Raw genomic sequence first — 16,725 nt, forward strand, 5'->3', positions numbered from 1 at the left:
GGGAAGGTGGCGATGAGCACCCAAGCACCAGAACGCCTCGGCCCGTATCGCCTCGTCAGGAAGATCGGCGAGGGTGGCATGGGGGTCGTCCATCTCGGCCTCGACGGTGAGGGACGCGAAGTCGCCATCAAGGTGCTGCATCCCCACGTGGCCGCCGACCTCAAGGCACGCGACCGGCTGACCCGCGAGGTCGAGACGATGCGGAGGGTGCGCTCCCCGTTCGTCGCGGAGGTGATCGACGCCGAGCTCGTCGGGAGCCAGCCGTACGTGGTGACCCGCTTCGCCCCGGGCCGGACCCTGGAGGACACCGTGCTGGCCGAGGGCCCGCTGGAGGCCCGCCAGGTCATCCAGCTCGCCCAGGGGCTCTGCCGGGCGCTGGTGGCCATCCACGCGGCCGACGTGATCCACCGCGACTTCAAGCCGTCCAACGTCATGCTGGTCGACGAGCGGCCGCTGGTCATCGACTTCGGCATCGCCCACCTGGTCAACGCCACGCGGCTGACGCAGACGGGCATGTTCGTGGGCACGCCCGGCTACCTGGCGCCCGAGATCATCCGCGACTCCGAGATCACCCAGGCGGCCGACGTGCACGCGCTGGCCTCGACGGTGTTCTTCGCCGCGACCGGCGCGCCGCCGTTCGGCACGGGCACGTTCGAGTCCGTCTGCTTCAACATCATGGAAGGGCGGGCGCAGATCGACAAGGCGCCCGCGTGGCTGCGCGGCTGGCTCAGCCGGGCGCTGCAGGTCGAGCCGTCGGACCGGCCGGGCGCCCAGGAGCTGCTGCGGATGGCCAAGGCGCTGGACCCGTCGGTGACGACGTTCAACGAGGGGCCGACGGGGACGAAGCCGGTGGGCCGTACGCGGACCATGGACACGTTCTCCGACCTGCTGCCGCCGGTCGAGTACGGCCAGGCCGCGCCGCCGCCCTCCCCGACGCGGCACGAGGAGCGGCCCAAGCGCAGGGAGGAGCGGCCCAAGCGCCGCGAGGAGCGGCCGCCGCCGTACGTGCCCGCGCCGATGCCCGCCAGGCCCGCGCCGCATCCCGACCAGCGCGTGGCCGGCTACCCGCCGCCCGACCGGCGGCTGGTCCCGGCGCCCACCTCGCCGTCGCCGGTGCGGCCCTACACCCCGCCGCCGCAGTACACGCCGCCCTCGGAGCGGAAGCGGTACCTGTTCGGCAGCCAGGTGGTCGGGTTGCTGCTGCTGGTCACGCTGGTGGCGCTGACCGTCATGATGCCGGTCATGGCCGGAGCGGTGGCCGTCGCGCTCGCGTTCGTGCTGCGCATCGGCGAGTACCTCTTCGGCGACCTGGTCAAGCGCCGCCAGGTGCGCGGGAGCAGCGCGGCCGACCCGCTGCTCGCCCTGGTCGGCACGCCGTGGGCGCTGGTCAGGTCCGCGCTCGTGACGGTGGTGCACGTGCCGCTGGCGCTGCTGTTCGGCATCTGCGTCTGGGGCGTTCTGTACTGGGCCGGGCAGATGGGCGTGAACGAGGCCGCGGCGTACGCGGCGGGCGCCTTCACCGCGGGGCTGTTCGTGCTGCCCGGAGGCAGCGCGCCCCGCAAGGCCGTCACGCGTACGCTCACCGGCGTGCTGCGCAGCCCCGGCGCCGCCCTGGTGGCGGTCGTGCTGGTGGGCACGGCGGCGCTGTTCGCGGTGATGTTCGCGCTGGGCCAGGACACCTCGTGGGCGCCCTGGCGGGCGCCGGAGTCGGTGGTCAACGATCTGGCGAGCGAGGCGAGGCAGAGCACGATCGGCCTGATCACGGGGCTGATCGGCGATCTGCTCAAGGAGCTGGGGCTGGGGTGGCTGAATCCCTGGTCCTGAGTGTCCCCGCCGTTCCCCCGGGGGAGAGATGAGGTATGAGCGAGCGCCTCGGCCCGTACGAGCTTCTCTCCCGTCTGGGGGCCGGCGGATTCGGCGAGGTGCACCTGGCGCTCGACCCTGAGGGCCGGACGGTCGCGGTCAAGGTCCTGCATCCGCACGTCGCCGCCGACGGCGTGGCGCTGGCGCGGCTGGCGCGCGAGGTGGAGACCATGCGCATGGTCGGCGGGCCGCACATCGCGGAGGTGCTCGACGCCTCGCTGGAGGGCCCGAGGCCCTACCTCGTCACCCGGTACGTGCAGGGCCGCCCGCTCAGCTCCGTCCCCCTGCCCGTGGCGGACCTGCGGCGGCTGGCCTCGGGGCTGGCCGACGCGCTGCTCGCGATGCACGAGGCCGGGGTCGTGCACCGGGATCTCAAGCCCGCCAACGTGATGATGACCGAGGGCGAGCCGGTGGTGATCGACTTCGGCATCGCCAGCGCGCTCGACTCGCTGTCGGTCACCGCCTCCGGCGCGGTGGTCGGCACGCCCGGTTACCTGGCCCCCGAGGTGCTCGAAGGGCGGGCCGTGGGCGTGGAGGCCGACGTGTTCGCCTTCGGGGCGACGCTGGCGTACGCGGCCACCGGGCGGCAGCCGTACGGGCAGGGGCCCGCCTCCGCGGTCGCCTACCGGGTCGTGCACCATCCGCCCGATCTGGAGGGCGTGCCGGAGTGGCTGGAGCCGTTGTTACGCGAGTGCCTGACCACCGATCCGGCCGCGCGGCCCACGGCCGCGCAGATCTGCGCCAGGCTGGGCGTCGCACCGGTCCCGCACGCGCCGCGCGCCACTCCCCGGCCCGCCTCCGACGAGATGAGCACCATGGAGTGGCGGCCCGGCAAGGAGCGTTACCGCCGTTCGGTCGAGGAGTCGAGGGCCAGGCACCGGGAGAAGGTGCGCAGGCGCTGGCTGATCGGCTCGGGGCTGTTCGTGTCGCTGCTGGCGGCCGCCGCCCGGGAGCCGCTGCCCGAGGTGTCGCTCTTCCTGCTGGCGGCGTACGCGCTGGGTGTCGTGTCCGACGCCGGGGTGGCGCTGTTCTCCCGCAGCCCGTTCAAGCGGGGTCGCCTGATCGCCGATGTGGTGAGCGTGGCGGGGGCGGTCGGCCTCTGCTTCGGGCTGGCGGCGACGTTCAGCACCTTCACCCTGGCGCTGTTCGCGGGCACCGCTCTGGTGGTGGGTGTCGTGTTCCTGCTGTCCGCATGAGCAGCAACCGAATAAAGTTCGGTATGGTAGTGGTGGTTACGCGCGGATCACACGTGCTGCTGGTTTGCGCGTAAGCTACCCATGGGTAACATAACCGCGAACCACGGCAGACCCTCTGTCGGATGCCCGGCGGGCACCTGGCAGTCTGGACAGATGCATTTCGGCGCCCACCGCAGCGAGGCGGGGGCGCACGCGAACTACGGGAGGTCGGCCACCGGCCATGAACATCGTCGTCTGCGTGAAGCAGGTCCCCGACACGGCGACCGAGCGCAAGCTGCGGTCCGATGACAACACGCTCGACCGCGACGCCGCTGACGGCGTGGTCAACGAGCTTGACGAGTACGCGGTCGAAGAGGCGCTGAAGCTCAAGGAGGCCCACGGCGGTGAGGTGACCGTCCTGACCATGGGCCCCGGCAAGGCGACCGACACCATCCGCAAGGCACTGGCCATGGGCGCCGACAAGGCCGTCCATCTGAGCGACGACGCGCTGCACGGCTCCGACGCGCTGTCCACCTCGTACGCGATGGCCCAGGTGCTCAAGAAGATCGGGTTCGACCTGGTCGTCCTGGGCTCCGAGTCGACCGACGCGCGCACCGGTGTGCTGGCCGCGATGCTGGCCGAGCGGCTCGGTGCGTCCCAGCTCACGCTGGCCAACAAGGTCGAGGTCGACAAGGGCGCGATCACGATCCAGCGGCTGACCGACTACGGCTACGACCGCGTCGAGGCTCCGCTGCCCGCCGTCGTCTCCGTGGTGGAGAAGATCAACGAGCCCCGCTACCCCTCGTTCAAGGGCATCATGGCGGCCAAGAAGAAGCCGGTCGAGACGCTCGCCATCGGCGACGCCTCCATCGACGCGGCGCAGGTCGGCCTGGCTGCCGCCTGGTCCGAGGTCGTCGACTTCGCCGCGGCCCCGCCGCGCGCGGCCGGCACGATCGTCAAGGACGAGGGTGACGGCGGCGAGAAGGCGGCCGACTTCCTGGCGTCCAAGAAGTTCATCTGAGAACGGGGGTTAAACGGAAATGTCGGAAATTCTCGTTCTCGTTGAGCACGCCGAAGGCGAGGTCAAGAAGGTCACGCTCGAGCTGCTGACCCTGGCCCGCTCCCTCGGCACGCCCGCCGCCGTCTGGGCAGGCCCCGGCATCACGCCCGAGGCCAAGGCCCGCCTGGCCGAGTACGGCGCCGAGAAGATCTACGTCGCCGGCGCCGGCGACATCGTCGACTACGTGGTCGCCCCCAAGGCCGAGCTGCTCGCCCAGCTCGTCGCCGGCAAGTCGCCCGCGGCGGTGCTGGTGGCCGCCACGGCCGAGGGCAAGGAGATCGCGGGCCGCCTGGCCATCAAGACCGACTCGGGTGTCATCACCGACGCCGTCGGCCTGAGCGAGGGCTTCGTCGCCGACCAGTCCATCTTCGGCGGCGGCGTCAACGTGCACTCCCGGGTGCGCAAGGGCACGCCCATCGTCGCCGTACGCCCCAACTCCACCGCCCCCGTGGCCGCCGCGGGCGCCGGGACGGAGGAGGAGGTCTCGGTCACCCTCTCCGACGCCGCGAAGGCCGCCCGCGTGGTCGAGCGCGTCAAGCAGGAGAAGGGCGCCCGGCCCGAGCTGACGGAGGCCGCCATCGTCGTCTCCGGCGGTCGCGGCGTCGGCTCGGCCGAAAACTTTTCGGTCATCGAAGGCCTCGCCGACGCCCTCGGCGCCGCGGTGGGCGCCTCCCGCGCCGCCACGGACGCCGGCTGGTACCCGCACCAGTTCCAGGTGGGCCAGACGGGCAAGACGGTGTCTCCGCAGCTGTACATCGCGGCCGGGATCTCGGGCGCCATCCAGCACCGGGCCGGCATGCAGACGGCCAAGACGATCGTGGCCATCAACAAGGACCCCGAGGCCCCGATCTTCGAGCTGGCGGACTACGGCGTGGTGGGCGACCTCCACCAGATCGTGCCCCAGCTCACCGAGGAGGTCAACAAGCGCAAGTAGGGGTGATCCGGGGGTAGCGGCGCGGTCTTCCCGCCTCGGCGCCACGCGTTCGGGGCCCAGACCGTGACTTCGGGGGGCGCGAGCCCCTCGACGTGTCCCCCGGACCTCCGCCTGCGTGATCCCGGCGGCACTACCGTTGCCCGAGGAATCCTGGCTCACCCGTATCGGTGGGAAAGGCGGGACGAGATGTAGCGATGATTACATCGACTAGTCATCGCATCGGCGATTCGACTGGTTGAAGAAGTCATCGCTACATCCCCAGGCTTCGCCGGCCAAGCCTGTGATCGCCGGGCTCATGCCGTCCGACTGTGCGTCAAGGTGCCGTAGCAAGATGCGGTCGCATCCACGGGTACGGATCGGCGAGTGGGGTTCGCCTTGCTCGACGGCCTTGTTGAATGCGCTGCAACGGTTCGCCTGCCGTGTAGAAGCGTCCTCTTCCGCTGCCGTGTGCGATGAGGACTCCGGCGTTGGCCAGAGCGGCCAGATCGCGGGTGGCGGTCTGGTCCTCGACACCGGTGCGCTTGAGATAGCCGGCGCGCCTGACTCGGTAGCCCAAGACAGCTTCGAACATGGCATCGATCGAGCGTTCGGGCAGCGCATGTTCGGCGATGAGGGCGTCAAGCTCGGACCACGTGACTCCGGCCTCCTCGATCCGTCGAGCCACGGTCTGGGCCTGCATGTGGTGCGCACGCAGATTGAACGACAGCCAAAGATTCGCATCGTCGCGTGGTCGCCAGGAACCGTGCCCCGTGAGGGCCAGGGCGGAGTAGTAGTCCTCGGTATTTGCTCCAAGCCATTCCTCGATGCTGGAGAACTCGGGCTCCCCGATATCGGATCTGGTGAGCACGGATGTCGCAAGGGCGCGAGCCATGCGCCCGTTGCCGTCGCGAAAGGGGTGGATCATCACCAGATTCAGGTGCGCCATGGCGGAGCGTACGATCGGATCGATCTCTGGCTCGGCATGCAGGCTCTCGACCAGCGCCTCCATGAGCGCAGGGACGTTCGCGGCATCAGGACCCTCATAGACCACGCGGTCTGTGCGGTCGTCATGCACAAAGACGGGCCCCTTGCGATACCGGCCGGGCGACTTCGATGGTTCATGTCGAAGCATCATGTAGTGCATCGCGCGAATCTCTGTGGAGTCGAAAGTCGAATAGTCCTCTTCACCCATCGCCAGCACGTAGCCCAAGGCGTGCCGGTATCCCTGGATCTCCAGGAAAGTCCGTTCATCGGCGCTGATCGGCTCGGCATCATCGAGCGCAGCGGCGGCGTCGTCCTCGGCGACCCGGTAGCCCTCGATGCTGTTGGATCCCCGAATCGCTCGCGCCAACGCGGATCGGCGCAGGTTGCCTTCCCAACGTTTGGGTGTTCGCAGGACGTGCCGGAGCTTCTTGCGCATCTCATGGATCTCGGCCAGCACGGCTCGATCCTCTGAGCTCAGGGCGGGCGTTCTGTAGATCGGCGGATGTAGCGATGAGGACTTCATCTAGTCATGATAGCTAGGCTAAGGCTACTTCAATTAGACATTGCTTCATCGGCGACCCCGCCGGTAGGAGTGGAACGTTGCCGTTGAGCGCGATTCGCGTCCACCAGTGCCGGCCCGCCGTCCCGTCGTGACGACGATTCTGGTGCATGGCTCACCCGATGAACTGGTGATCGGACAGGACCCGGCCGTCGCCGTCCAGGGTCAGGACGTCCAGACCGCCGCCGACGGCCTCGCCCGTACGGACCGACACCATCGACCACCGGACGCCGACCACGCGCGGCAGCAGCAGGACCGCCTGCCCGGCCGCCTCGAAGACGTGCTCGCCCGGCTCCACGAACATCTCGTAGGCACGCGTCACCCGGGCGTCCAGGGCATCGTGGCCGTGGACCTCCAGCGGCGGTGCGGGGAAGGCGATGGCCGCGGCGGCGTCGCGGATCGCCTCGGGCGGGTCGACCAGGACGTGGACGGCGTCCTTCGCCCACAGCTCGCGGATGAGGGCGCTGCGCGCCGCCGGGTCGGGCTCGTTCCACTGGGCGACGTAACGGCCGGCCCACTGCTGCACGTCGAAAGCGTTGCTCATGCCCGGCAGTCTGCGGCCAAGCCCTGCGGTCCCGCGATTCCCCGCAGGGAATCGCGCAGCCGCCGGCGTGCAGTATGAATGGGGGCATGACGGTGCCGACGAAGCCTGATCGGTTCGCCCGCGAGCTGCGGCGATGGCGGACGCGCCGCCGCTTCAGCCAGCTCGACCTGGCGATCAGGGCCGACACCACACAGCGCCACCTGAGCTTCCTGGAGCAGGGGCGATCCCGGCCGGGGCGGGCCATGGTGGTGCGGCTGGCCGAATCACTGGACCTGTCGCTGCGGGAGCGGAACGGGCTGCTGCTCGCTGCCGGCTTTGCCCCCGTCTACACCGAGTCGAGGCTGGACGCGCCCGAGCTCGGCCCGGTGCGCGAAGCGCTGGAACGCATCCTCGAGGGGCACCTGCCGTACCCGGCGGCCGTCGTGCGGCCGTACGGGGAGCTGGTCGCCGCCAACGCGGCGTTCGGGGTGCTGGGCGAGGGGGTCGCGCCCGCGCTGCTGGAGCCGCCGGTCAACGTGCTCCGGCTCGCCCTGCACCCGGAAGGGATGGCCCGCCGGGTGGAGAACCTGGCCGAGTGGGGGCGCCACATCACGGGCAGCCTACGCGAGCAGGCGCTGCGCAGCCCCGATCCGGGGCTCGACGAGTTCATCGCCGAGCTGGACGGGTACCTGCCGGAGCTGGATCCGCCGGCCGAGCACCTCGGCTTCGCGGTGCCGCTGCGGTTGCGGGCGCCGGAGGGGGAGTTGCGGCTGATCAGCACCTTGACGTCGTTCGCGACCGCCGTCGACGTCACGCTTTCCGAGCTGCGGCTCGAAGCGTTCCTGCCCGCAGACGAGGCCACGGCGAAGATTCTCAGGCAGCGTGCCGCCACTGCTCGCGGATGAGGGCGAGATCCGCGGGTAGCGCGGTGTCACTCCTCGCGGGTGAGGCGGACGTATCCGTACGGGTTGAAGAACAGGTCGTCCTCGTCGTAACGGTCGCATGTGCCGGTGCGCAGCACCCAGCGCGGCGCGGGCCGCTTGACCCAGGCGGTGACGAGCGCGGCGGCCAGGTTCTCGTTCGTGGCCCCGGCGGCGTCGTCGGCCAGCGCGAACCAGCGGGCGCGGCCGTGGGTGAGCCCGTTGCTCTCGTTCTTCACGGCCGCGGCGCCGGAGCGCAGCAGGGCGGCCGTCGCCGCCAGCAGCCGCCGGGACGTGTCGGCCGCCAGCTCCCGCATCAGGGGCGCCGACAGCAGGTAGCCGACGGTGTCGTGGGACCGCACCGCGTCCCGGTCCGCCTCGTCGAACGAGACCGCCGCCATGCTCGCCTCGAACGCGCCCGGCATCCGGGGGTCGGGCTCAGCCTCGGAGTACTCGCGGTCGAGCACGAAGCCGCCGAAGCCGGCCGCGATCCGTTGCATCTCCGAGAGCTCCAGGCCGGAGCCGAGCACGCACAACACATGCCGAGGGAAGACCTCACTCATCCCGGCACATTATCGATCAAGGCCGACGTCTCACGTGGATGTCCACAAATCCTGTAAGTGATCGTCAAGCGTGTCGCCCTACCGTGATCACGTACCTGGGCACGGGGGAGTGGTCATGAGAGGGTTCGGCAGGGCGATCTGGCTGGTCGCGGCAGGCGCGCTGGCGGGTGCGGCACTCGTGGCGGGTGGTGTGGCACTGGCGGACGGGCCCCCGTGGAGCGGCGGCGAACAGGTCAGCTACGTCAAGGAGCGCAGGTCGATCCCGGCCGGCTACCTCTCCACGAACGTGGTGTGCCCGAAGGGGCAGCAGGCCGTCGGCGGCGGCTACGCCCATCTCGGCGAGCACGACCGGGAGAGCCTGGTGATCGCCGAGGTGAGCGCTCCTAGCAACACGAGCGGGAAGCCGGACGAGGTGAACAACGCGTGGAGCTTCTTCTTCATGAACGAAAAGGAGAAGACGACGCCGATCGACGTATATGTGATCTGCGCGCCGATCGACGGCTGATGACCGTCGAGTGACCGATGCCGCGGGATGATTCCTCGCCTGCCGCGTGCGGGGCTGTGATCACGCGAATACGGAGGCGGGGCCGGCGGCACTATCCCGGAGTTCGGCTCTGATGGATACTGGCCCGAAAGGCCGCCCTCTCGCAGTTTCGCGTTCGAGGAGAAACATGTCGAGTGAGCCTCTTGACGGGCTGATCGCCGCCGACCGGTCAGATGTGCACGAATCATCGTATATAGGTCAGCTCTTCGATGTGTTGGAGTCGGGATACCGGAAAGTCTTCATCGTCTGGCTTTCCCGGTCCTTGAGTGCCGCGAAAACGAGTCGGCTGGCTGCCGCGATCTCCGTCCTGCTCGTGGCAACCTGGCCGTACGTGGTCGATCTGCTGCTTCTTGTCGTGGCGCCGAGCCAGACACTGCGTGGCGGACAGGAACTGATGTGGACCGGCTCCGTAACCCTTACGGCTCTGCTCATGCTCGCCTTCGCGTGGAGCGCGTGGTCATACGCGAAACGGCTCGTGGTTCCCCTGGGGCAACTGCTCGGCGACTCCCCGCAGCGCGATGAGCTGCTCGTCTGGCTGCGCAGGCGCATGAGCTTCGGATGGCAGTTGCTGAGCTCGCTGTGTGGAGTCGCCATCGCCTGCGCCCTGGTGGTGTTCACGTCGTTGCAGCCGACGAGCAGCATGGAGTCGACGGTGGCTCTGTACGTGCATGCCGGATGGTCGGGATTCCTGGGCGGCAACGCGTTGTACTGGCTGATCACCTTCGCTGACCTGCCGCTGCGTATTCGGCATTTCAGCGGGTTACGGTTCTCCTGGATCGACCCTGCGCGTACCCCTGCCATGGTCCACCTGTGCCGCTGCTATGCCCTGGTCTCGGCCGCGATGGGGGTGGGGCTCATAGGTACGGAGCTGACCGGCATCATCCTGGCCGCACAGAATCCCGGGATGGCGCTGAGCCTCTTCATCATCAGCTTCCCTGTGGTGGGTGCCGGCATCGCCCTGTACGTCGGTGTGCAGCCGTATGTCACTCTCGCCAGGATCGTTCGCCATCACTTGGACGACATCCTCCTGCCGCTGCTGGAGCCTGATACGCATGCGCACGATTCATGGGTGCGGCTCAACAAGTCCGAGGAGCAACTCAAGGCGTATTCTTACTATTCGTCCTTGCCTGCGCTGCCCATCAAGACAGCGAATATCCTGCAATACGTCGCCGGAATCCTGGCCTCGCTCATCGTGTTCTTCTTCCAGCAATCCCTTTCGTGAACGTGCTGACCCCGCAGCGCGGGTCCTAGGACGAGGGGGCGGGTGCCGTCCAGCCGGCCAGGAGGCGGAGGGCGTCGGCGGTCGGGGAGCCGGGCTCGACGTTGTAGACGCACAACGTCTGGTCCGGATCGCCGGGAGGCTGGAAGGACTCGTAGGCGAAGTGCAGCTCGCCGACGAGCGGATGGTGGTAGTGCTTGGCGCCGTGCGTGCGGCGCAGCACGCGGTGGTCGTTCCACCAGGTGCTGAACTCGGGCGAGCGCAGGGTGAGCTCGCCGATGAGGTCGGCGAGGCGGCGGTCATGGGGGTAGCGGCCGGCTTCGAGGCGGAGCATGGCGACGGTCTCCGCGGCGATGCGCTCCCAGTCGCCGGTACGGGTGCGGGCCTCGGGGTCGAGCAGGTAGTACCTGGCCAGGTTGCGCTGCGTGGCGGGCAGGGCGTCGAAGTCGGTCAGCACCTCACGGGCCAGGCGGTTGGCGGCCAGGACGTCGGTGCGGCGGCCGAGGACGAAGGCGGGCACGTGGTCGAGGGTCTGCAGCATCAGGTGCAGCCCCGGCCTGACCCGCTGCGGGCTGATGGGGGCGTGGCGGGCGGGCCGGGTCAGCAGGTCCGTGAGGTGCTCGCGCTCGGCGGGGTCGAGCTGGAGCGCCCGGGCGAGCGCCTCGGTCACCTCGGGCGAGGGGTTGCCCGCACGGCCCTGCTCCAGCCGCGTGTAGTACTCGGTGCTGACCCCGGCCAGCCTGGCCACCTCGTCGCGGCGCAGGCCGGGCACGCGGCGGGGGCGGCCGTCGGCGGGCAGCCCCGTACGGTCCGGCGTGATCCGGGCGCGGCGGGTGCGCAGGAAGTCGGCGAGCTCGCGACTGCGGTCCATGTCCCCAGTGTGGCCCGGCCCGCGTGCCGGCGGGGCCGCCGGGGTGGCCCTGCCAGTACCTGTTTCGCGGTTACCTGCCTGGTCAGGGCAGCCTCGGGCACCCCGCGAGCGGGGTCGCGGGTGGTGTGCTGGTGGAGGAGCGCGGCGACCGGCCGCGCAGGACGTCGAAGGGCGTACACACCATGAACACCTCTCTTTCCGGCCGCGTGGCCGTCGTCACCGGTGCCTCCAGCGGGATCGGCGAGGCCACGGCCGAACACCTGGCCGGGCTGGGCGCGCGGGTGGCCGTTCTGGCACGGCGCGCGGAGCGGCTGGACGGCCTGGTCTCCCGCATCGAGCGGGCCGGGGGCCGGGCGCTGGCACTGGCGGCCGACGTCACCGACGCGGCGGCGGTGCGGGCCGCCGCCGAGCGGGTGGCGGCCGAGCTGGGCGGCGCCGACCTGCTGTTCAACAACGCGGGCGTGATGCTGCCCGCCCCGGTCGAGGAGCTGGCCGCCGACCAGTGGCAGCACCAGATCGACCTGAACATCTCGGGCCTGATGAACGTGATCGGCGCGTTCGTCCCGCAGCTCGTCGTGGCCGCGGGCGAGCGCGGCGTGGCCGACCTGATCAACACCTCGTCGATCGCGGCGCAGAACATCTTCCCGAACTTCGCCGTCTACTCAGGGACCAAGGCGTTCGTCACGCACCTGTCGCGGCACCTGCGCGTCGAGCTGGGCCCCAAGAACGTGCGGGTCTCGGCGATCGAGCCGGGCATCGTCGGCACCGAGCTGCAGAGCCATGTCACCGACGAGGGCGCGCGGGCGTGGCTGGAGGGCTCCAAGCAGACGATGGAGTGGCTCACGCCGCAGGACGTGGCGCAGACGGTCGGGTTCGTGGCGAGCCTGCCGCCGCGGGCGAACCTCCAGCAGGTCACCATCATGCCCACCGCCCAGCAGAGCTGACGATGAGTTCCGCCCGCCGGGCGGGTCATCATCGGTAGGGGACCCCGGCAACCGATGGGAGCACGCTCGTGAGGATCACCTTGGCCACCTACCTCTCGCTGGACGGCGTCATGCAGGGGCCCGGCAGGCCCACCGAAGACCCCAGCGGCGGCTTCGAGCACGGCGGCTGGCAGTTCCCCTACGCGGACGAGGAGCTGGGCACCTTCTCCGAGCAGTGGTTCGCCGAGGCGGATGCGTTCCTGCTGGGCCGCAGGACGTACGAGATCTTCGCGGCCTTCTGGCCGACCGTCACCGACGCGGACGATGTGATCGCGACCAGCCTCAACACCCTGCCCAAGTACGTCGTCTCGACGACCCTGGACAGGGCCGAGTGGCACAACACGACGATCATCAGGACCGACGTGCTCGAGAAGATCGCCGAGCTGCGGGAGCGTCCGGGCCGCGAGCTGCAGATCCACGGCAGCGGCGCGCTGGCCAGGACGCTGCTGGACCACGGCATGCTCGACGAGCTGCGGTTGTGGACGTACCCGGTCGTCCTGGGCAGCGGCATGCGGCTGTTCGAGCCGGGACGTACGGCGACGGCGATGCGCCTGATCGAGTCCAGGACGACGGGGAGCGGCTGCGTGGTCAGCGTGTACCGGCCGGCGGGCAAGCCGACGTACGGCGACTTCGCGCAGGAGGGCTGAACGGCGCGCCTGGGAAGCGGCTCGGTTCAGGGGGGCGGCGGCGGAAGCCTGGGAAGCGGCCCGGTTCAGGGGGCGGCGGCGGGAAGCCTGATCTCGAAGGCCGCGCCCCTGCCCGGCGCCGACCGCAGCTCCACCCGCCCGCCGTGCGCCGCCACGATCGACCGGACGATGGCCAGCCCGAGCCCGGCCCCGCCCGTGGCGCGGGCACGGGAGCCGTCCGCCCGGTAGAAGCGGTCGAAGACCCTCGACGCCTCCTCGGGCTCCAAGCCCGGCCCCTCGTCGGCGATCACGAGCACCGCCTCGCCGCCGTCCGTGCCGACCCCGATCCTGACCGGCGTGCCGGCGGGCGTGTGGGTGACGGCGTTGCCGACGAGGTTGCTGACCACCTGCCGCAGCCGGGCCTCGTCGCCCAGCACGGGAGCGCTGGCGGCCGGGCCGCCGGAAGGGCCGGTGTAGGCGATGGGCCTGGCGGGGTCGAGGGCGGCGAAGTCGTGCCGGGCGTCGGCGGCCAGCGTACGCAGGTCCATCGGGGTCAGGTCGAGCCCCGGGCCGTCGCTCTCGTCGAGCCCGGCGAGCAGCAGCAGGTCGTCCACCAGCTTGGCCAGGCGGCCCGACTCGCTCTCGATGCGGGCCATGGCCGGCCCGGCCTCGGCGCCGCCCATGCGGTACAGCTCGGAGAAGCCCTTGATCCCGAACAGCGGGGTACGCAGCTCGTGGCTGACGTCGGCGACGAACCTGCGCATCCGGGCCTCCGACTCCACCTTCGCCGCCACGCCCTGCTCGATCTGGGCGAGCATCGTGTTGAGCGAGCGGGCCAGCCGCCCCACCTCCGTACCGGGGGCGGCGGGCTCGGGCACGCGCCTGGTGAGGTCGCCGCCGGCGATGGCCGCCGCCGTCTCCTCCACGCGGCGCAGCGGGGCCAGCCCGGCCCTGATCGCGATCCCGCCCGCCAGCGCCAGCACGGCCAGAAGGATCGCGCCGGCCACCAGGCAGGCCGCGCGCACCCGGCTCACCGTCGCGTGCACGGTCTCCAGCGACACCGCGGCGACCACCCCCGAGTGCGCGGTGCCGCCGCGCGCGGGCAGCGCCACCACCCGCCACTCCTGCCCGTCCGCGCCCTCCACGGTGAACGGCTCGCCGGCGCGCGCCGCCACCTCGGCGGCGTCGAGGCGAGGCAGGCCGGGGCTCGCCAGGTCGCCGAAGGAGTGCAGCACGGCGCCGCCGGCGGACAGGTAACCCACGTACCCCTTCGTGATCAGGTCGAGCGGGTCCGCCGTCAGCGGCCGCCGGCCCACCTGGGCCTGCAGCCGGCCCAGCAACTCCGGCGGCATCGTGGACAACGCCCTGCTCATGGGTGCGAGCTGGGCGTCCACCCGGGCCAGGAGCTGGTGCTCGAGCTGCCGTACGACGACCGAGCTGATCACTACCAGGCCGACGACCAGCAGGGCCACCGTGATCGACAGCAGCCGGGCTCGTAGCGACATCCTCCTCATGAGCGTGGTTTGCGCAGCAGGTAGCCGACCCCGTGCACGGTGTGGATCAGCCTGGGGCCGGTGGTGTCGAGCTTGCGCCGCAGGTAGCTCACGTACGTGTCGACGATGCTGGTGTCGCCGGCGAAGTCGTAACGCCACACGTGCTCCAGGATCTGCGGCTTCGGCACCACCCGCCCGGCGTTCAGCACCAGGTGGAGCAGCAGCCTGAACTCGGTGGGCGACAGCCGCACGGGCTGCCCCGCCCTGGTCACCTGGTGGGCGTCGGGATCGACCTCCAGGTCACCGACGACGAGCGTGTGGTCGTCGGGGACCGCGCCGGTGCGCCGCAGGATCGCCCGGATGCGAGCCAGCAGCTCCTCCAGGTCGAACGGCTTGGTCACGTAGTCGTCGCCGCCGAGCCTGAGCCCGTTGATCTTGTCGGCGGTGGCGTCGCGGGCCGTCAGGAACAGCACCGGCACCGGGCCGGGGCGTCCCCCCGCCCTGGGCAGGCCGCGCAGGCGGCGGATGACCTCGAAACCGTCCAGGTCGGGCAGCATGACGTCGAGCAGCACCAGGTCGGGCGGGTCGAGCCGGGCCGCCTCCAGCGCCTGCGTGCCGTTGTCAGCCGAGGTCACGGTGAAGCCCGCGAAGCGCAGGGTCGCCGACAGCAGCTCCTTGACGGTGGGCTCGTCGTCGACCACCAGCAGCCGTTCGCCCAAGTGAGGCACCTCCCCGGTGTCCAGCGTAATCAGACGTCCCGCTGTTTGAACCGGACGAAGGCCGCGACCACCAGGACCGCGACGAAGGCGATGAACAGCCCGTACGCCACCACCGGCGGCAGCGCGGAGGTCCCGGAGAGGGCCTGGAAGGCGGTGGTGTTCGGCCAGAAGGTCTGGATGAAGTCGCGTACGGGAGCGGGCGAGGGAGAGGCCAGGATGGGCACCAGGAGGAACGCGGTGGCGGTGTTCACGGCGGAGGCCGTGGTGCGCAGCAGGAACCCCAGCGCCATCCCGAACAGCGCCAGCAGGGCCAGCACGACCGGCCCGAGCAGCAACATCCGCAGCGCGGCCGGGTCGCCCGGCATGACGTACGGCACCCCGTTCGCGGCCAGCGTGACCTGGCCGATCGTGTACATCAGCCAGATCGCGGCCACGCTCACCGGCAGGGCGGTCAGCACGGTCAGCCCGGCCTTGGCGGCCAGCAGCCGGCCGCGTGCGCCCACGGCGGCGAGGCTGGCCCGCATGGTGCCCGAGCCGTACTCGGAGGAGGTGATGAGCACCCCCAGCGCCGCGATCAGGAGCTGGGCGATGAACACACCGCGCATGCTCATGTCCAGCGGCTGGAAGTCGAGCCGCTCCTGCGCCGTGAGCTCGGCGTACTCGGTGGCCCCCGCGTTGCCGAACAACCACCCGAACGCCCCCGACACGGCGACGGCCGCCAGCGACAGCACCATGGTGGCCCTGATGCTGGCGAACTTCGTCCATTCAGCCCTGAGCAGCGCCGTCTCGATCATCGGGCCGCTCCGTACTCGACGGCGTCGCGGGTGAGGTCCATGAACGCCTCCTCCAGCGAGACGCGCCGTGCCGCCAGCTCGTACAGGGGTACGCTCTCCGCGCAGGCCAGCCGCCCGACGTCAGGCATGCTGAGGCCGGTGACCAGCAGCTCGCCGGCCTCTCCCGCCTGCACGTGCGCGCCGGCCAGCTCCAGCCGGCGGGCGAAGGCCGCCGCCTCCGGCGTGCGGACGACCACGGCCGCCCCCGTCTCGGTGAACTCGCCGAGGTCGCCCTCCGCGATGAGCCGGCCCCTGCCGATGACCACCAGCCGGTCGGCGGTCATCGCCATCTCGCTCATCAGGTGGCTGGAGACGAGTACCGTACGGCCTTCGGCGGCCAGCCCTCTGATGAGCGTGCGGACCCACCGGACACCCTCCGGGTCCAGTCCGTTGACCGGCTCGTCCAGCATCAGCACCGGCGGATCCCCGAGCAGCGCGGCGGCGATGCCCAGCCGCTGGCTCATCCCCAGCGAGAAGCCGCCCGCCTGCCTGCCCGCCACGTCCGACAGCCCGACGAGGTCGAGCACCGCGTCCACGCGGGAGGCCGGCAGGTCGTTCGTCTGCGCCAGGTAGAGCAGGTGCTTGTACGCGGTGCGCCGCGGGTGCACGGCCTGCGACTCCAGCATCGAGCCGATCACGCGCAGCGGGCGCGGCAGCTCGTGGTGGTGGCGGCCGTTGATCGTGGCCTTGCCGGCGGTGGGCAGGTCCAGGCCGAGGACCATGCGCATGGTCGTGCTCTTGCCCGCGCCGTTCGGGCCCAGGAAGCCGGTGACGAGGCCCGGCCGTACCGTGAAGGTGAGATCGTCCACGACGAGTTTCTCGCCGTAGCGCTTGGTCAGTCCGTTGAGCTGGATCATGACGTCCAGCGTGCGGCGGG

Annotated in this window: 17 protein-coding genes; 9 read left to right on the forward strand and 8 right to left on the reverse strand. The window is 70.7% G+C overall.

Features of this window, described 5'->3' with window-relative positions; translation table 11 throughout:
* Nucleotides 1-12: 12 nt before the first annotated feature.
* From AB0I79_RS14555 to AB0I79_RS14570, 4 genes are all read left to right on the forward strand, one after another.
* Nucleotides 13-1,824 carry a serine/threonine-protein kinase gene (locus AB0I79_RS14555; RefSeq protein WP_357872069.1) on the forward strand — a complete coding sequence of 604 codons (1,812 nt, stop codon included), beginning with the start codon at nucleotides 13-15 and terminating at the stop codon, nucleotides 1,822-1,824.
* Between the two features lie 35 nt (nucleotides 1,825-1,859).
* Complete coding sequence (locus AB0I79_RS14560) at nucleotides 1,860-3,059, forward strand: serine/threonine-protein kinase (protein WP_357872071.1); 1,200 nt, start codon at nucleotides 1,860-1,862, stop codon at nucleotides 3,057-3,059.
* Nucleotides 3,060-3,279: 220 nt separating this feature from the next.
* Nucleotides 3,280-4,059 (forward strand): electron transfer flavoprotein subunit beta/FixA family protein, encoded by a 780-nt coding sequence (locus AB0I79_RS14565; RefSeq protein ID WP_357872074.1) that lies wholly within the window; start codon nucleotides 3,280-3,282, stop codon nucleotides 4,057-4,059.
* A gap of 19 nt (nucleotides 4,060-4,078) precedes the next feature.
* Nucleotides 4,079-5,032 carry an electron transfer flavoprotein subunit alpha/FixB family protein gene (locus AB0I79_RS14570; RefSeq protein ID WP_357872077.1) on the forward strand — a complete coding sequence of 318 codons (954 nt, stop codon included), beginning with the start codon at nucleotides 4,079-4,081 and terminating at the stop codon, nucleotides 5,030-5,032.
* 313 nt (nucleotides 5,033-5,345) lie between these two features.
* Here the strand turns inward: AB0I79_RS14570 and AB0I79_RS14575 are convergent, their stop codons facing one another.
* Both AB0I79_RS14575 and AB0I79_RS14580 read right to left on the reverse strand, forming a co-directional pair.
* Entirely contained in the window at nucleotides 5,346-6,452 is a 1,107-nt protein-coding gene (locus AB0I79_RS14575) for a Fic family protein (protein ID WP_357872080.1), read from the reverse strand.
* A gap of 217 nt (nucleotides 6,453-6,669) precedes the next feature.
* Nucleotides 6,670-7,098: a hypothetical protein gene (locus AB0I79_RS14580; RefSeq protein ID WP_357872082.1), complete on the reverse strand. Its 429-nt coding sequence runs from the start codon at nucleotides 7,096-7,098 to the stop codon at nucleotides 6,670-6,672.
* A gap of 86 nt (nucleotides 7,099-7,184) precedes the next feature.
* On the opposite strand from AB0I79_RS14580, the gene AB0I79_RS14585 reads away from it, so the two are divergent.
* A complete protein-coding gene (locus AB0I79_RS14585) occupies nucleotides 7,185-7,982 on the forward strand; it encodes a helix-turn-helix domain-containing protein (protein ID WP_357872085.1) in 798 nt (265 codons plus the stop codon).
* Between the two features lie 26 nt (nucleotides 7,983-8,008).
* Here the strand turns inward: AB0I79_RS14585 and AB0I79_RS14590 are convergent, their stop codons facing one another.
* Nucleotides 8,009-8,560: a hypothetical protein gene (locus tag AB0I79_RS14590; protein ID WP_357872087.1), complete on the reverse strand. Its 552-nt coding sequence runs from the start codon at nucleotides 8,558-8,560 to the stop codon at nucleotides 8,009-8,011.
* A 115-nt stretch (nucleotides 8,561-8,675) separates the two neighbouring features.
* On the opposite strand from AB0I79_RS14590, the gene AB0I79_RS14595 reads away from it, so the two are divergent.
* The gene (locus AB0I79_RS14595; protein ID WP_357872089.1) at nucleotides 8,676-9,065 is read left to right on the forward strand and encodes a hypothetical protein; all 390 of its coding nucleotides are present in this window, start codon (nucleotides 8,676-8,678) and stop codon (nucleotides 9,063-9,065) included.
* Nucleotides 9,066-9,231: 166 nt separating this feature from the next.
* Entirely contained in the window at nucleotides 9,232-10,326 is a 1,095-nt protein-coding gene (locus tag AB0I79_RS14600; protein ID WP_357872091.1) for a hypothetical protein, read from the forward strand.
* A gap of 25 nt (nucleotides 10,327-10,351) precedes the next feature.
* Here the strand turns inward: AB0I79_RS14600 and AB0I79_RS14605 are convergent, their stop codons facing one another.
* A complete protein-coding gene (locus AB0I79_RS14605; RefSeq protein ID WP_357872094.1) occupies nucleotides 10,352-11,194 on the reverse strand; it encodes a helix-turn-helix transcriptional regulator in 843 nt (280 codons plus the stop codon).
* Between the two features lie 182 nt (nucleotides 11,195-11,376).
* On the opposite strand from AB0I79_RS14605, the gene AB0I79_RS14610 reads away from it, so the two are divergent.
* Both AB0I79_RS14610 and AB0I79_RS14615 read left to right on the forward strand, forming a co-directional pair.
* Nucleotides 11,377-12,138 (forward strand): SDR family oxidoreductase, encoded by a 762-nt coding sequence (locus AB0I79_RS14610; RefSeq protein ID WP_357872097.1) that lies wholly within the window; start codon nucleotides 11,377-11,379, stop codon nucleotides 12,136-12,138.
* Between the two features lie 68 nt (nucleotides 12,139-12,206).
* Nucleotides 12,207-12,824, forward strand: coding sequence for a dihydrofolate reductase family protein (locus AB0I79_RS14615; RefSeq protein ID WP_357872099.1), 618 nt, complete (start codon nucleotides 12,207-12,209; stop codon nucleotides 12,822-12,824).
* Between the two features lie 65 nt (nucleotides 12,825-12,889).
* Here the strand turns inward: AB0I79_RS14615 and AB0I79_RS14620 are convergent, their stop codons facing one another.
* From AB0I79_RS14620 to AB0I79_RS14635, 4 genes are read right to left on the reverse strand one after another with little or no spacing between them, the layout of a single operon-like run.
* Entirely contained in the window at nucleotides 12,890-14,308 is a 1,419-nt protein-coding gene (locus tag AB0I79_RS14620; protein ID WP_357872102.1) for a HAMP domain-containing sensor histidine kinase, read from the reverse strand.
* A gap of 5 nt (nucleotides 14,309-14,313) precedes the next feature.
* Complete coding sequence (locus tag AB0I79_RS14625; protein WP_357872104.1) at nucleotides 14,314-15,015, reverse strand: response regulator transcription factor; 702 nt, start codon at nucleotides 15,013-15,015, stop codon at nucleotides 14,314-14,316.
* A 29-nt stretch (nucleotides 15,016-15,044) separates the two neighbouring features.
* The gene (locus AB0I79_RS14630; protein WP_357872107.1) at nucleotides 15,045-15,809 is read right to left on the reverse strand and encodes a hypothetical protein; all 765 of its coding nucleotides are present in this window, start codon (nucleotides 15,807-15,809) and stop codon (nucleotides 15,045-15,047) included.
* Nucleotides 15,806-16,705, reverse strand: a complete 900-nt coding sequence (locus AB0I79_RS14635; protein WP_357872110.1) for an ABC transporter ATP-binding protein — start codon at nucleotides 16,703-16,705, stop codon at nucleotides 15,806-15,808. The genes AB0I79_RS14630 and AB0I79_RS14635 overlap by 4 nt, the downstream gene beginning before the upstream one ends.
* Between the last annotated feature and the right edge of the window lie 20 nt (nucleotides 16,706-16,725).

This window comes from Nonomuraea sp. NPDC050202 (genome assembly GCF_040656115.1).
Taxonomy (GTDB): Bacteria; Actinomycetota; Actinomycetes; order Streptosporangiales; family Streptosporangiaceae; genus Nonomuraea.